Source organism: Photobacterium gaetbulicola, from assembly GCF_003025515.1.
In the GTDB taxonomy this organism is placed as follows: domain Bacteria; phylum Pseudomonadota; class Gammaproteobacteria; order Enterobacterales; family Vibrionaceae; genus Photobacterium; species Photobacterium gaetbulicola.
Window position 1 is genome coordinate 1 of sequence record NZ_PYME01000007.1, and the last position, 16230, is coordinate 16230.

Here is a 16230-nt window from a genome sequence, read left to right on the forward strand (position 1 = left end):
ATGGGCATGTACTCATTGAGAGATGGGTATGAGTCACTGAAAATATATTCGGAACCGCCGTATGCGACCCACGCTTGTACGGTGGTGTGAGAGGACGGAGGCCGTGAGGCCTCCTCCTACTCGATTCACTATTATTGACTCAGTTGATCATATCCGGACGGGTGACAACAATACCTTGTCCAGCATTCGCTGAGAACGTCGCAACTTGCAGCTGAGCCTGATCGGTGGCAGCTTGGGCGGTGACAGGATCAATAGCAGTTCCTTCGCCGTCGACTAATTGCGGGCCGATTACCGTACTGTGCTGAGCTTTGGAGTCGATATTGAATCGAGCGATGTGGGCGACTTCGCCCGATGAATAGTTCTTGAGGTCAGCCAGGCCAAGTTGTTTTGCTAACGGCTCCGTACCACCAATGATGCCATACTTGGTGGTTTGGTTTGGTATCACGCTGTCATTGGCCGCCTGCATGACATATACAGGGCCTTCAACATCACGTCCAAGGTTGTAGGGGTCAATGGTATCCAACACGGTTTGAGCGGCATAGGCAAAGGCGGTAAATGTACCGTCGACTTTTGCTTGGGTTGTTTCATCCAAGCTGTCATAGAAAGTAGCGAAACAAGCAGCGCCATCTTCAGCTCCGCCGCAGGCACCCAGGTATGCTGCGTCTTCTGCCCCCAGCATGAGTGAATGCTTGATAGTTGGCCCAAAGGTCTTTGACTCAAGCAATAGCGATGGAATACCGCCGCCCGGGTTGGCAAATGCCCCAGAGGTGAAGTTGAACAAAGCATCAGCTTCATCGATGCCTAGTGTTTTGTTGCCTAAACGGTAAGTGCCGATGCCCGAAATAGCCCCGAGAGAGTGGCCGAAGAAGCTGACATCCATGACATTCAGGCTTGGGAATGTAGGAAGGCCGCTGCCAGCCATCACAGACAGCGAGGTGCGAAGACCTAGATCATCAATGATACTCTGGCGGATATTGTCGCGGGCAACATTGAGGTATTCGAGGTTCATGTACACGTCAGCGGTTTCGCCGGTGGTCACGGTACCATCGGCCAGCGCACGTTCACCGTGAAGCGGGTGGTCAATCGCGACGATGGCTTTCGGGACTGCCGATGTAGCTGCTGCGGCACCGATATGTTGGGCACCGAACAGGTAGGCGGTTTCCTTGACCGAAGTGATACCGTGCTGGTAAACCACGACCCCCGGCGTCGGTGCCAGAGCCGCTGGTGGAACGATCATCAGCACGGGCACCTGATCGACCGATTGGATTTGCGGTAATGGACTGTACTGGGTGACCAGGCGTTCTTCATCCAGTTGCGAACCATCGGCTAGCGTGACTTTTAGGCCAATCAGTTTGATGAACTCGGCACTGTCGCCGCCAAGCAGCTTGGCAATATCGATACCGTCCAAAGAGGCTTGTACCGCGGCTTTGTCGGCATCGGAGCCGTTGGTCATGACATTGCTGATCTTGGCAAGGCTAGGTACCGCGCTCTGCCATGGGGTTTTCTTCCACGCTTCATTTTCTGTATTGCTGTTGAGGAAGTTAGGCAGGCTGACGGTACCAGTGTACACTTTAATTCCATTTCCCACGTAACCAGCGACCAGATCATCAATCGTGTCCTGGTCATTGCTAACCAGTGCGCGCAGGGTAGCGCTGTTATTAAAGAAGGTTTCAATATCAGTGACTTCACTGATATTCATCTGGTACAGGCTGGACAGATCGATGTTATTGGGATTGGCTTCACCCTTTAGTATATCTTCCGCTTTCCCGCCTGCTTGAACAGTGCCGATTGTCTGGGCGATGACGGCCTTGGTGGTATCAAGCACATCACCGACCGAGCCGGTAGTGAACCAGCTTGAGTAGATGATTGAATTAGGCTCTATACCTTTTACCGCGGCAACAGTCGCCTCGATGGCATGGGTGACTTTCTGTGCGCCGATAAGGTCACTGCTTGGCGGTTTAACGGTTGTTTTCAGTGCTGCATAGGATTCGGACATGCCGACCGGCTCGCCTTCACTATCAAGCAGGCTATCGGTCAGGGCAAACATATAGTTAGATTTCGGGTTCAGTGGTGAATTCGGGAAAATGGTAATCTTTCCATCTCCGGGAACCAGCAAGTAGTCTTTCAGAGGGCCGCGTTCCAATACTTTGATGAGTTGAGGAGCCCCCGCCAGCGGACTGGTTGTCTCTATAAGGTGGAATGCATCCAAAGCGCTCGCGGCATCGAGTTTTCCATCAAACGGCAATACAATCGGCTGTGATACACTCCAACCGTCTGTTTTACCCAGTGCGGTTAGCGGATCAGACAGGTCGGTTTTGTAGTTTTCATCACCGACACTGCCCTCGGTAGACAGTGTTCCATCAGTACTGTCCATGGCCAGGAAGGTTGGTAGAATCGGCGCCGTCAAAATATCAAATTTAATTTTGGTATCGGCTTCCAAGCTCTTGGCGATGTGATCTTCATAGCTGACTTTATTCTCGACTTTTGCGTCGTTACCACAGCCGGCCAGGGCCAGTGAGGCGGCAATGCTCAGAGCTAAAATACTTTTGTTCATTGTGGTGATCCCTTAACTGAATTTATTGTTTCCTACCGGATTAGAAGATGTAGTTAATCTGCGCCGAGGTTAGGTACGCATCATTGGTGGCGTTGAATGTCTCGCCACTTTCTTCGAAAGTACTGCTCTTGCCGTAAAGGTAGGTAAAGCCAAAGTCGAATGTCATCTGGTTGCTGTAGTTGTAGGTAAATCCAGCCGAGTACCAGTAACGGTCGGTATCGGGAATACTCAGGGTAGATTTGCCCGCCTGCTCATCGAACGCAAAGCCAGCGCGGAGGGTCCAGTCAGGGTTGAGGTTGTAGGTGGCACCAATGGAGTAGCGGAAGTTATCGTCGTAGTCTTCCTCTTTGAGTAAGCACACATTGTCGACACACTGATCGCTGGTGGCACGAAGCTCTTTGAACTTGCTCCACTGGACCCACTGCACGCCATAGTGAACGGCCCATTGGTTGTTTAGCTGATGGAAGCCGCCAAATTCGGCAATGGCCGGGGTGATCACATTGAGTTTGCCGGGTACGGTATCGCCAGGTGCACCGTCTTTGATAAATGCACCGCTGTAATCGGTAAAGTCGCCATCAAACTTCAGCTCTACTTCCGAGCGGTAGCTCAGGCCGAAGCGGTTGTTTTTGTTATATTCATAAAGAAAACCGATGTTCCAGCCCCAATCAATGGTATCGCCTGCCAGTTTTAGGAGATCCGCACTTGGGTTGGATGGGGTAAGGCCACCGTTATGGCGCAGCAATTCGGCGTCGGCATACACCATGTTGATGCCCGCACCAAGACTGAATTGTTCGTTGATTCGGTAAGCGATGTTGGGATTGAGGTTGAGGGTGAGCAGGTCGGTTGTACCGGCATCGGTGCCGAAGTGGAAATCAGCAGGGTACTCTGTGGCAAAACCGTAGTTGGTAAACATCGCCAGTCCCCAAGCAAACTTATCGTTGATTGGCTGGATGAAGTAACCGGCTGGAACCACGGCGGTTGGCGCGACATCCTTCGCCGTTTCGCCAATTGTTTCCGCAGTGACATCGATTTGCGGGTCAATGTATGAGACCGCACCTGAGAATTGCATCCGGTCGAACATCATCATCGCGGCTGGGTTACGGGCCAGTACCGACGCATTGTCTGCGACTGCTACTTCGCCAGAGAAAGCGCGGCCAAGACCGGATGCAGAGTGTTCGTTAACTTGGAAGCCAGCCGAGTGAGCATTGATACTGAGGAGCGCTGCGGAAACGGCGAACGCCGTTAGAGTGATTTTCTTAGTCATTATTATGCATGCCTTTTAGAGTAAGTTACTTCTTGTTCTTCGATCCATGAATGAAAAACGCAAAAAGGTGTTACTGAACCACGGGTTTCGGAAGGGGCCCTTGACAACAGGGGAACAGGATATTTGTTCACACGAAGGGGACACATCAACGATAAATAGCCAGAGGTTATCGTTCATGCGGTGATACCACTTGAAACAATATGAAACAGTTAGGGCAGTATAAAGACGGAATTTAGAATTGTTAACCTACTGTAAAGCATTGTTTTTGATTAATATGTATAATTGAGCAATGTTTAATTAGGTTGCGTTTAAAACAATCACAAAAAGTTGCAGGCATGTTTGAATGGAAGTGTGACCAAGCCCAAATTTAAAGGGCTTGGTCAGAGGTCTGATGAGTTGGTGTTGTTTGAATTATTGGCTGTTAGCGCTAGCGTCTGTTTGACTTTCTAGCAGTGGCCAACCACCCAATTTTTTCCATTTGTTAACAATCTCACAAAATAACTCTGCCGTTCTCTCGGTGTCGTACAGGGCTGAATGTGCTTCCTTGTTGTCAAATTCGATCCCTGCGGTGGCACAGGCTTTGGCCAGCACAGTTTGCCCGAAGGCCAGGCCACTCAAGGCTGCGGTATCGAATGTGGCAAATGGGTGGAACGGGTTGCGTTTTAGTTTCGCACGCTCTGAAGCCGCCATAACAAAACTGTGGTCGAAGTTGGCGTTATGGGCCACCATGATGGCTCGAGAACATCCCGCTGCTTTTTGTTCTTTGCGGATCTGCTTGTAGATTTCTTTGAGCGCAGCTTCTTCCGATACTGCGCCGCGCAATGGGCTGAACGGGTCACGGATGCCGTTGAACTCTAATGCTTCTTTGTGGATTACGGCCCCTTCGAATGGCGTCACATGAAAGTGCAGGGTGGATGCCGGTTTCAGCCAGCCTTCCTCATCCATTTGTAGCGTTACGGCACAGATCTCCAGTAACGCATCAGTCTTGGCATTGAAGCCTGCAGTTTCTACATCAATGACGACTGGGAAGTAGCCGCGAAAGCGACTTTTCAAGGTATTTAGTTCGTTATCTTGGCTCATAAAACGGCAAATCAATGTAAAATAGTCGGCCATTATGTCAGATTCGACCGATGAGCTAAACCTTTCCCTGCCCTGAAGCCCAATCGCTCTGCAGTAAGGATAGGTCGAGCCAATTCAGCCTCGTAGCCCCAATAACCCCGAGGCTATTTGGTTATAAAGTTTTTCTGGCGTTTTCCGATACAATAACAAGCTTCACATTTATCTCGCACTGACAGGCAGTGTGAAGGGCAGGACAGCAGTAATGGGTGATAAAATGGCTATCTCGAAATTTCAATCTTGCAACGTAGCATTCATGCTCGGCATGGTGATGGCCAGTGCGGCGAGCGCGACACCTGTGTATGTTGCCGAGCCTGCCCAGTCGACCTGGAAAGTGGCCGTCGATACCCCATTGGAGTGCCGGATGCTCCACACCATACCCAGCTATGGTGAAGCCCAGTTTACCTCCAAGGCCAGTAAGAAAATCAATCTCGACTTCGAGCTGAAGATGCGTCGTCCGATGGGCGAAACACGCAATGTCAATCTCGTTTCAATGCCCCCGCGTTGGATGCCGGGTGAGGCCGCGCAGTCCATTACCAACCTGACGTTCTTCAAACAGTTCGATGGCTATGTCGGTGGGCAAACAGCCTGGGTTATGCTGTCTGAGCTAGAAATTGGGCGCTACCCAACATTTAGCTACCAGGACTGGCAGCAGCAAAACAAACGGATCGAAGTGGGCTTGTCTGCTGTCGCTTTCCGTCCGGCCTATGATCAGTTCAGCCAGTGTCTGAATAATTTGCTGCCTTACAGCTTCGAAGATATTGCATTTACCGTGCTTCATTACGATCAGGGCAGCGATCAACTGAACAAAGCCTCACAGCAGCGCCTGGCTCAAATTGCGGATTTCGTCCGCTACAGTGACGACGTAGATTTGGTCTTGGTGGCGGCCTACACCGATGGGCGGGGGGGAAAGACCGCTAACCAGGCGTTGTCCGAGCGACGGGCAGAGCGTTTGGAGGAATACTTTATGGCGATGGGGTTGCCGGAAGACAGGATCCAGGTTGAAGCGTATGGTGAACGCCGCCCCGTTGCCGACAACAATACGCCAATCGGGCGCAATAAAAACCGCAGGGTTGTCATTTCATTAGGTAGAACAATTATCTAATGGCACCTTGCCGTAAAAGAGTAATTTGCCTCCTGCTTTGTCTTAATTTTGAAGCGCTGAGTTTGCCTGCCGAAGACTAAATTTATCTGGATAAATAATTAAGCAAGGTAGTGGCGATGAAAAATATCCTGTGGACCCTATTGTTCGGTGCTGGTTCGGTTTTGGCTGCTAATGACGTGGTTGTAGGCAGTGATGTGTCTAAAATACAAAGCGAGTTAGCCTCTGAGGTAAAATCGCAATTGATTACATCGGAGCAGGCCGAAGAGATGGAGCTTAACCGGGCGGAAACGTACGAAGTCACTAGTACGGTGAGTGTCGAAAACTTGGAGTTACAGATTGCCGAGAAGCTCAAAGACAGCATCATGCCTTATTACTCAATTGAATATAACGAACCAACCAATGACGATGATCGTTTTACGGCTATCGTTACAGAATATTTCGGTAAAGTTGAGTAATCGATTTGCTTGGTTGGATGCGCCCGCCATGGCGGGCGTATCATTATCCATTACGCGAAAAGGCCAGCTCTATAGTTCCGTTTTTTCTTTGTACTCACAAAGGTCTTCGATGATGCAACTGCCACAGCGGGGTTTACGCGCCACACAGGTGTAACGGCCGTGGAGGATCAGCCAGTGGTGAACATCGACCTTGAATTCTTTAGGGACCACCTTGAGTAGTTTTTCCTCTACCTGATCGACATTTTTGCCCATGGCGAACTTGGTGCGGTTCGATACCCGGAAGATATGGGTATCAACAGCAATGGTCGGCCAGCCAAAGGCCGTATTGAGCACGACATTGGCTGTCTTGCGGCCAACGCCCGGTAAGGCCTCCAGTGCCTCGCGACTTTCAGGAACTTCGCCACCGTGTTTCTCCAGCAAGATTTTACAGGTCTTGATGACATTCTCAGCCTTGGAGTTAAACAAGCCGATGGTTTTGATATATTCCTTGACGCCGTCTACACCGAGGTCGAACATGGCCTGCGGGGTATTGGCAACAGGGTAGAGCTTGTCAGTAGCCTTATTGACACTGACATCGGTTGCTTGGGCAGAGAGCAATACTGCGATTAGCAACTCGAACGGGGTGCTCCAGTTCAGTTCGGTCTCGGGGTGGGGGTTCTCCGCACGTAAACGTTCCAGGATCTGGACGCGTTTTTGATTATTCATATTAACTTCCAGCGATATAGCCAACATTGTTCTGCCGGTGATCCCTCACCAGCAGTTTAGGATTAATTTGTTGTCGTGACGCGGGCACGCTCGATAACAGGTTTGTCCTGTGCCTTGGCGGCTTTCTGCTCACGCTTGTTATCAATAGCATTTTTCAGGGCAATCATAAAGCCTACCCCGATGAAAGCGCCCGGTGGCAGGATGGCCAGCAAGAAACTGCTGTCAAAACTGAAGACTTCGATACGCAGCGATGCTGCCCAGCTACCAAGCAGGCGGTCTGCGCCATCAAATAGCGTACCGTTGCCCAGGATTTCTCGCATGGCGCCCAGTACCACCAAAGCGGCGGTCATACCTAGCCCCATCCATAATCCGTCCAATAGGGCTGGAACAGGATCATTTTTAGAGGCAAAGGCTTCAGCACGGCCGATAATGATACAGTTGGTAACGATCAACGGGATGAAGATACCCAGCGATTGATACAAGCCATAGGTAAACGCATTCATCAGCAATTGCACGCAAGTTACCAAGGAGGCAATGATCATCACGAACACCGGAATACGAATTTCTGATGGTACCCACTGCCTAACCAAAGAGACGATCAGGTTCGAGCCAACCAGTACTGCCGTTGTCGCCAGGCCCAGGCCAAGGGCATTGGTCACTGTGGCTGATACGGCGAGAAGCGGACACAGTCCCAGCAATTGGACAATTGCCGGATTATTGTTCCACAAGCCATTTTTCATCAGTTCTTTATTCATCATCTTCACTCACCCTGACAGTTCAGTGGCTGTTCGAATAGGTCTTGCTGGTTCGCCTGGTAATACAATGATACGTTTTTGACCGCACCCACTACCGCTCGTGGGGTAATGGTCGCACCGGTAAACTGATCAAACTCGCCACCGTCTTTGCGTACCGCCCAGCGGGTATCTTTTTCGTTGTCGACACGTTTGCCAGTGAAGCTGTAAATCCAGTCGCTGATCCTGGTTTCGATTTTATCACCCAGCCCCGGGGTCTCATTGTGGCTAAGGATGCGAACACCGGTCACGGTACCTTCAAGATCGAGTCCGACGATAAGTTTGATGGCACCGCTGTAGCCATCAGGTGCGATAGTCTCAATAGCCATACCGACTTTCTGACCATCTTTCTCTGCGATATATGCCGGCATAGGGCTTTCGGTACCCAAATATTGTTCGCTGGTCAGCAAAGTACAACTTTTATATAGCTCATTATCATGGCTTTCCGCTGGGATCACCTGGTTAAGTACCTTAAGCAGTTCTTGCTGCTGCTGTTGCTCGATTCGCCCGGCGGTTAGCAGGTTGGTGACCGATACCAAGCTGGTAGCTAGGATGGCAAAAATTGCCAGGATGCCACCATTTTTTTTCATTGCGTTAATCATGGTGGTTTCCTCAGTGGCCAAACGTGCGTGGTCGGGTGTAGTAGTCAATCAGCGGTACGCACATGTTGGCCAGCAGGACACTGAAAGCGACGCCGTCAGGGAAGCCACCGAAGGTGCGGATCAAGAACACCAGCACGCCGATCAATGCGCCGAAGATCAAGCGGCCTTTAACTGTGGTCGAGGCTGATACGGGATCGGTCGCAATAAAGAAGGCACCCAGCATGGTGGCTCCCGAGAACAGGTGGAACAGCGGCGAAGCGGTGTTATCCGGGCTGATCATAAACGCGATAGTGCTGATGACGAACAGCGCGCCGAGCATACCTGCTGGAATATGCCACTGGATCACGCGCATTTTCAGCATGAGCAGACCACCCAACAAAAAACCGAGGTTAACCCACTCCCAGCCAATTCCGCCAATCAGGCCAAACACTGGGCCAGAGAGGATCTCTGTAGCGGTATGGCCTGTGGTCAACGATGTTTTCAGCGTATCGAGCGGCGTTGCCATTGTTATACCATCGACCGACATACGTAGCTGGTGGACGCTGAATCCATCAGGAGTGAAGCCTGTCAGGATCGCGCTGACACTATCCATCAAAGTAACAGGCTCAGCAGCCAATGACTGCGGTGGTAACCAGGTGGTCATTTGCAGTGGGAATGAGATCAGCAGAACCACATAGGCCACCATGGCTGGATTGAACAGGTTTTGTCCCAATCCACCGTACAGGTGTTTAGCAATAACAATGGCAAATAGGCAACCAATAACACTGATCCACCAAGGTGCTAGAGGTGGAATGGAGAGGCCAATCAACACTCCTGTTAGCAGCGCGCTGTTATCACGCAGGTAGGGTACCAAAGGACGCTGGCGCAGTTTCAAAATCACAGCTTCGGTGGCGACGCACAGTGTTGCTGCTAGGGCGATTTGGATAAGGACGCCCCAGCCAGAGAAGTACCATTGGGCGCTGACACCCAAGGCGGTACAAAGGATAACAGTGCGCATCAAGCTGCTGGTGCTTCGGCGACTGTGGGCATGGGGGGAGCTTGCAATATTAAAAGCCACAGTTAGTTTTCCTCATTTTTTTCTTGTGCTTCTTTCGCGGCTTTGCGTGCCTTGGCGCGGGCGACGGCAGCTGCGACAGCGGCTTTTTTCGGATCAATTTCAGCCTCTGGTGCCGATTCTTCCTGTTTGGCATCTTCAGCAGCAGCTTCGGTTTGCGCCTGCTGAGCCGCCTTGCGTGCCTTGGCTCGAGCAATCGCAGCAGTGACAGCGGCTTTCTTCGGATCAACCTCAGCATCTGGTTCCGGTTGTTCCGGTTTGGCATCTTCAGCAGCTTCGGTTTGTGCCTGTTGTACAGCCTTGCGCGCTTTGGCGCGGGCGACGGCAGCAGCGACAGCGGCTTTCTTCGGATCAACCTCAGCATCTGGTGCCGGTTGATCCGGTTTGGCATCTTCAGCAGCTTCGGTTTGCGCCTGCTGCGCCTGCTGCGCCTGCTGCGCCTTGCGGGCCTTGGCACGGGCGACGGCAGCAGCGACAGCGGCTTTCTTTGGATCAATTTCAGCGTCGCCAGTTTGCTCTGGCTTGGCTTCTTTAGCAGGTGACTCCGCTTGTGCTTGCTGGGCCGCCTTGCGCGCTTTGGCGCGGGCGACGGCAGCAGCCACAGCCGCTTTTTTCGGATCCGTATCTGCTTGTGTGGTTTCAGCCGGTTGCTCAGGTTCACCGCCTGATTCCTGTGCGGCTTTACGCGCTTTGGCACGAGCTATAGCGGATGCAACCGCTGCTTTCTTCGGATCGGATGTTGCACTTGCAGATTGCTCTTTCGTTGACTCTGGCTGTGCATCAGCTTGTTGAGCTGCCTTGCGGGCCTTGGCGCGGGCAATCGCAGCAGCAACCGCATCCTTCTTGCTATCAGCGCTTTGCTCTGATGAGTTTTCTGCCGTGTCAGTCGATTTAGCTTCTTCTGCTAATTTTGCAGCCTTGCGCTCACGGGCTTGACGCTTACGTTCTTCACGCAGTTTTGCCATCTCACTGTTGTCAGGGACCGCACTGCTGATCTTGGGTACTGCATTACCGGCGTTAGCGGCTTCTGCCTGCTTGGCTTTAGCACGCGCAATGGCAGCTGCAACGGCTGGCTTCTTCTCCGCGCCTTCAGTAGTTGCAGCGGCTTGCTTAGCTTTGACGCGTGCAATAGCCGCAGCGACTGCGTCGTCGCCACCTTTCGCGGCCATATCTTTGCGACGGTCTTCAGCCGCCTTCTTGAAGCGGTTTTCACGCGCCGCTTTTTCACGTTCGAAGCGCGCTTGCTTGGCTTCGAAGCGCTGTTTTGCGCGCTCGGCATTAGCGGTCTCTTGCTGGTTGGCCCAAATCTCGGCCTTAGCCTTGCGGTAGTAGTTAACCAGCGGAATTTCACTTGGGCAAACATAGGCACAGGCACCACATTCGATGCAGTCGAACAGGTTGTATTCTTCACATTTGTCGTAGTCCTTGTCCTTGGCATACCACTGTAGCTGCTGGGGTAGCAACGATGTTGGGCAAGCGTCGGCACAGGCACTACAGCGGATACATGCCATTTCGTGAGTATGCAGCGGTAGCTCACGACGTTTGGGCGTCAGGATACAGTTGGTGATCTTGGTGATAGGTACATTCGGATGCGGCAAAGTAAAGCCCATCAATGAGCCACCAATAATCACGCGCGGGTATTTTCGATCCGGCTTATACCCGTAGTTATCGAGCAGGTAGGAAATCGGCGTTCCCAAGCGGGCAAATACGTTACCACGCTGCTTGAATGCTTCGCCGGTCAGGGTGACAACACGTTCGATCAAGGGCTCGCCATCAATAATGGCCCGCTTGACCGCAAAGGCGGTACCGACGTTCTGCACCACGACACCCACTGCGGAAGAACGTGCTTGGCTTGGTACTTCACGTCCTGTCAGGATTTTCACCAACTGTTTGGAGCTGCCCGAAGGGTACTTGGTGGGTATTACCCGGATGATAATGTTGTCTTCCGGCGAAACACATTTCTCCAGTGCCTTGATTGCATCTGGTTTGTTATCTTCGATACCGATCAGCGTCAGCTTGGGTTTGACGATATGACGGAGGATCCGCACCCCTTCGATCACTTCTTCGGCATAGTCCTGCATCAGACGATCGTCGGCGGTGATATAAGGTTCACACTCTGCCGCATTGATGATCAGAATATCGGCCAAGCCCAAGCTGCCCTGCAGCTTACGACCTGTCGGGAACCCTGCGCCACCAAGACCGGCAATGCCGCTCAGGCGGATCGCATCGATCAGCTCAGCGGGCTCAAGAGATTGGTAATCGGCAATTTTGTGCTGAGAGCCCCACAGATCTTCGCCGTCACTCTTGATCACAATACTCAGATCGCTGAGACCTGAAGGGTGCGCCGTGGTTCGTTGTTCTATTGCCGTCACGGTGCCGGATGTCGGGGCGTGGATCGGCACGCACATGCTCATATCACTTTTGGTCAGCGGTTGGCCTTTGAGAACGTGATCACCAACATTGACTAATATTTCACCTTTGGTACCGATGTGCTGCTTGAGTGGCAGTACCAATTCATCCGGAACCCCAGCACGAGTGATTGCCGTGCGGTTAGACAGGGTTTTATTTTCGGCAGGGTGGATACCGCCTGGGAAGTCCCACAGCTGACCTTGTTTGATTTGTTCAATAATAGACAGCATGTTACTTCACCGTGCTTTCATTGTTATCTGCTGGAAGGTTTACAACCGGGATCTGGTTCAAGTCCCATGTCCAGCTCTCAGGCGTTGTTTCTACCGGGATCATTTCAATACAGTCGGTCGGGCATGGAGCGACACACAAATCACAGCCGGTACATTCATCCTTGATGACGGTATGGAGGGCCTTGGTACCGCCGACAATCGCATCGACAGGGCAAGCCTGGATGCACTTGGTACAGCCGATACACATGTCTTCATGGATGAAGGCGACTTTCTTGATGGTTTTATCGACATCGTGGGCCGATTCCTGCACCTCAACACCCATCAAATCTGCCAGTTTTTCGATGGCCTGCTGGCCGCCAGGGGGACATTTGTTGATGTCGTCGCCATTGGCGATGGCCTCGGCATAGGGACGGCACCCTGGATAGCCGCACTGGCCACATTGGGTTTGCGGCAAGATAGCATCAATTTGTTCGACGATCGGATCCGCTTCAACCTTGAACCGGATAGAGGCATACCCCAATACCAGGCCAAAAATTGCTGCCAGGGCTGCAATGGCTATCACAGCAATGATTAATCCACTCATGTTACAGTTTCACCAATCCAGTAAAGCCCATAAAGGCAAGTGACATCAGTCCTGCAGTGATCATGGCAATAGAAGCACCTTTGAACGGGGCGGGTACATCCGCTGCGGCGATACGCTCGCGCATCGAAGCGAAAAGAATAAGGACCAGAGAAAAACCGGCAGCAGCACCAAAACCATAGACGACCGACTCAATAAAATTGTGGCGTTCGTTAATGTTTAGCAGGGCAACCCCCAGTACGGCACAGTTTGATGTGATCAGTGGGAGGAAAATGCCCAGAAGGCGGTAAAGTGTCGGGCTTGTTTTGTGAACCACCATTTCTGTGAACTGTACAACGACCGCAATCACCAGGATAAAGCTCAGCGTTCTGAGATATTGGATGCCTAGTGGTACCAGAATGTAGGTTTCGACTAAGTAAGCACATACTGACGCCAGAGTCAGCACAAAGGTGGTAGCAAGCCCCATCCCGATGGCAGTCTCCAGTTTTTTGGAAACCCCCATGAAGGGACAAAGTCCTAAAAATTTAACCAGTACAAAGTTGTTGACCAACACTGTACCTACGAGAAGGAGTAGGTATTCAGTCATACCGCCGTAATACTATTTGCAAAAGATCCTTATATTATCTTCCTTTGTCGCACCTATAACAACTCCCTAGGAGCAGGGTTTTTCCACTTCGACGACCTTTTCGCCATTCATTGCGGCAAAGTTAATGCGACATTATGTGCTGTTAACATTTAAGCCCGATCTTTCTATGTCACTACAACATCCGCTGAGGCCATGCTACTTGTGGTAAAAAACACGGTTGTTTACAACAATAAACATCTTCAGTTCCAGAGTAGTCTGTTTTTTGACCAGGCTTGTAACAGAAGGCGAAAGAAAGTTCGGCGAGGTTTTTTTTGCAGAAAAAAAGCTTGATTTCCTTCAGCCCTGACGGCTCAAGGGTTTAGCCCACTTATCCACGGAAACTGTGGATAACTGTGTTGATGGATGTTTGGAAACTAGGGCTTGAGGTTATCTCTGTGTCGTTGCGGTTAAAATGTGAGCAGGATCAGATATGCAATAAACCACTGTTATAGGTGGAGTCACGGAGGGTAACGATGTGCTTGTGGAGAAAGCTAGAGTGATTACTTTACGGAATTTTTGGATGCAACAACGCTGTGAATTGATATAAATCAAAACTTGGATAAGTTGTGGAAAGTTTCCTCAAAAGCATATTTTGAAGATAACGAAAGGGGTAAAGCTGACTGGTGGGTAAACAGCACTGTGCTGCAGCGTGGGCGGTGATAATACGGCGTTAGACGGATACCGTCAAGGAAAAAGACGCAGATGTTTGGCAGAAAGTACCACTCCAGTCAGTGAGGGGCTGGAGTGGTACCACGGGGTTATGGCGCTAGCTGGCAGCCCTTATCTGATAGTGAGTTTAGATATACCACTTCTCCCTGTGGCTCGTAATCAGCGGCATTGATAACCTGTTTGGTCTCAAAGAAGCGCTTCAGTTCATCTGCGTCAACTTTACCGGTATCGATGAAGTCAAGGATTGGGTAATTGTCGCCCCCGTTGGCATTAAAGCTTGGTATGGTGAAAATGTAGCTATCTTCAGGGCTATAGTCTTTATCTCCCAGTGAGTTGATAGCAACCGTACCGGCTGCGCAGTCAACAGCCATATTGACCCCAGAGAATTGTGCATAGGCACCAGATTCGATCTGCTTGGTGGCGACATCGCCAAGGTATTCGGCGATTGCCGCGCCTGACATCTCGACACGGCCAATAGTATTACCGAATGGCTGCACGATTAAGACATCGCGGTAGGACACGTCATAGCCACTAATACCTTCGGCATTGATGGAGTCACGAACTCCACCAGAGTTCATGACGCCGAAGTCGGCGTTTGGCACCGCTTCGGTTTGGGCTGCAGCAATCAGGCGGCCAAGATTGGTTTGCTGCGAGCGCACAACGCTCCTGTCGCCTTCAAGCTTACCGTTGAGGGTGGCGATGATATTGCCAAGGGCCTCGTCACCTTTGTTCTGGAACTCTTCGAGGATAGAGTAGAGGGCGGGATCTTTCTCGATTTCCTCACCAATAAAGACCTTGTCGCCGTCTTCATTCTCTTCTTTTAGGTTCACCGGGATGAGCTCATAGCTGACGAGCTTTAATTCATCGCCGCGAAACTCAAAGTCTGCACGGCCAACATATTTGCCCCATTCATGGGCTTGCATAATGTAGGTCCCGTTTTGCTGGTCGGGAACACACTCGTCGCCGGGCTTAAAGTCCGTATTGTAATTGTTTGTGCCAGGCTCCATGCACACCGGGTTTTGCGAGTGCCCGCCGATGATGGCATCTAATTTGCCAGGTGCCAGTGAGCGTGCAAGAGTGACATCGCCTGGGGCGTTGCTCCCATTATTGCCATCTTCGTAGTGGCCCATATGGGTGGTGGCGAGGATAACATCAACGCTTTCGTTAGCTTCGATTTCAGCGATGACTTTTGCGGCTTCTTCTGCGGTGTTGCGAAACTCAAGATCAGAGACATACTCAGGGTTACCTATCCGACCGGTATCTTCGGTCGTTAGCCCGATCACGGCAATCTTTACCCCATTGACATTAAAAATTTCATAGGGCTTGAACAATCGCTCGCCAGTGTCTTTCTTGTAGATGTTGGCAGAGAGCATGGGGAAAGATGCCCAGGCTTGCTGTTTTTCCAGAACCTCACGAGGGTTATCAAATTCATGATTGCCGACCGCCATGGCATCGTAACGGATGTGGCTCATACCGACGAAATCCGGCTCGGCATCGAGCAAGTCAGATTCGGGTACACCGGTATTGATATCGCCCCCGGAAAGCAGCAACACTTCGCCGCCGTTCGCCGCTACTTGCTCACGAAGACGGTTAATCAAGGTTTGCCGTGCGGCCATGCCATATTCGCCATCGGAGTTATGCCAGAAACGTCCATGGTTATCATTAGTGTGTAAGACCGTGAATTTTAACGTTTCATCACTATCGCTGGAGCAGCCTGCCAGTGACAGAAGAAGTGATGCTGATATTGCGGTTTTAATTAAGTTCTTTTTGCGGATAAATTTCATAATAGTCTTGCCGTATGCTGAATTTATTGAGTGAAAGCTTCTATGGTTCTTTTCATGCATAGAGGAAAGACAAAATTAGGGATTTATTGTTTAAAAACAACGGTAAGATCATTCGAGTATGGGCAGGATCACTGCGTCGGCTTAAATTACTGTCAATATTGTAATTAGCATCCATAAAACAACATTTTATGTTACCTATCAGTGTATTATTTAAACCGAATGCCAATAGTGTGATGGTGACTGTAGAATGTTATACAGTATTCAGGATAGGCCGTCGGTAAATACCC

Annotated in this window: 13 protein-coding genes and 1 pseudogene; 3 read left to right on the top strand and 11 right to left on the bottom strand. The window is 50.9% G+C overall.

Features of this window, described 5'->3' with window-relative positions; translation table 11 throughout:
* Nucleotides 1-90 (top strand): annotated as a pseudogene (locus tag C9J03_RS27165) (group II intron maturase-specific domain-containing protein); the annotation flags it as partial.
* Nucleotides 91-139: 49 nt separating this feature from the next.
* On the opposite strand, the gene C9J03_RS07780 reads toward C9J03_RS27165, so the two are convergent.
* The 3 genes from C9J03_RS07780 to rnt all read right to left on the bottom strand — a co-directional run bounded on the left by C9J03_RS07780 (nucleotide 140) and on the right by rnt (nucleotide 4898).
* Entirely contained in the window at nucleotides 140-2554 is a 2415-nt protein-coding gene (locus tag C9J03_RS07780; protein WP_052829731.1) for a VolA/Pla-1 family phospholipase, read from the bottom strand.
* A 40-nt stretch (nucleotides 2555-2594) separates the two neighbouring features.
* Entirely contained in the window at nucleotides 2595-3818 is a 1224-nt protein-coding gene (locus C9J03_RS07785; protein ID WP_044622891.1) for an outer membrane protein transport protein, read from the bottom strand.
* 411 nt (nucleotides 3819-4229) lie between these two features.
* Nucleotides 4230-4898: a ribonuclease T gene (gene rnt, locus C9J03_RS07790; protein WP_039456917.1), complete on the bottom strand. Its 669-nt coding sequence runs from the start codon at nucleotides 4896-4898 to the stop codon at nucleotides 4230-4232.
* 292 nt (nucleotides 4899-5190) lie between these two features.
* Between rnt and motY the strand changes: the two genes are divergently transcribed.
* Nucleotides 5191-6039, top strand: coding sequence for a flagellar protein MotY (gene motY / locus C9J03_RS07795; RefSeq protein ID WP_044624410.1), 849 nt, complete (start codon nucleotides 5191-5193; stop codon nucleotides 6037-6039).
* A gap of 116 nt (nucleotides 6040-6155) precedes the next feature.
* Nucleotides 6156-6494: a hypothetical protein gene (locus C9J03_RS07800; RefSeq protein ID WP_044622892.1), complete on the top strand. Its 339-nt coding sequence runs from the start codon at nucleotides 6156-6158 to the stop codon at nucleotides 6492-6494.
* Nucleotides 6495-6563: 69 nt separating this feature from the next.
* Here C9J03_RS07800 and nth read toward each other — a convergent pair whose 3' ends face one another.
* The 8 genes from nth to ushA form a co-directional block, all read right to left on the bottom strand.
* Entirely contained in the window at nucleotides 6564-7199 is a 636-nt protein-coding gene (gene nth, locus C9J03_RS07805) for an endonuclease III (RefSeq protein ID WP_044622893.1), read from the bottom strand.
* Nucleotides 7200-7261: 62 nt separating this feature from the next.
* Complete coding sequence (locus tag C9J03_RS07810; protein ID WP_039456888.1) at nucleotides 7262-7957, bottom strand: electron transport complex subunit E; 696 nt, start codon at nucleotides 7955-7957, stop codon at nucleotides 7262-7264.
* Between the two features lie 2 nt (nucleotides 7958-7959).
* Nucleotides 7960-8592, bottom strand: a complete 633-nt coding sequence (gene rsxG / locus C9J03_RS07815; RefSeq protein ID WP_044622894.1) for an electron transport complex subunit RsxG — start codon at nucleotides 8590-8592, stop codon at nucleotides 7960-7962.
* Between the two features lie 10 nt (nucleotides 8593-8602).
* Entirely contained in the window at nucleotides 8603-9649 is a 1047-nt protein-coding gene (gene rsxD, locus C9J03_RS07820; RefSeq protein ID WP_044622895.1) for an electron transport complex subunit RsxD, read from the bottom strand.
* Between the two features lie 2 nt (nucleotides 9650-9651).
* On the bottom strand, nucleotides 9652-12285 hold the full coding sequence (gene rsxC / locus C9J03_RS07825) for an electron transport complex subunit RsxC (protein ID WP_044622896.1): 2634 nt from the start codon (nucleotides 12283-12285) through the stop codon (nucleotides 9652-9654).
* Between the two features lies 1 nt (nucleotide 12286).
* Nucleotides 12287-12868, bottom strand: a complete 582-nt coding sequence (gene rsxB / locus C9J03_RS07830) for an electron transport complex subunit RsxB (protein ID WP_044622897.1) — start codon at nucleotides 12866-12868, stop codon at nucleotides 12287-12289.
* A 1-nt stretch (nucleotide 12869) separates the two neighbouring features.
* Complete coding sequence (gene rsxA, locus C9J03_RS07835) at nucleotides 12870-13451, bottom strand: electron transport complex subunit RsxA (protein WP_039456871.1); 582 nt, start codon at nucleotides 13449-13451, stop codon at nucleotides 12870-12872.
* A 797-nt stretch (nucleotides 13452-14248) separates the two neighbouring features.
* Nucleotides 14249-15943 (bottom strand): bifunctional UDP-sugar hydrolase/5'-nucleotidase UshA, encoded by a 1695-nt coding sequence (gene ushA, locus C9J03_RS07840; protein ID WP_044622898.1) that lies wholly within the window; start codon nucleotides 15941-15943, stop codon nucleotides 14249-14251.
* Nucleotides 15944-16230: the final 287 nt, after the last annotated feature.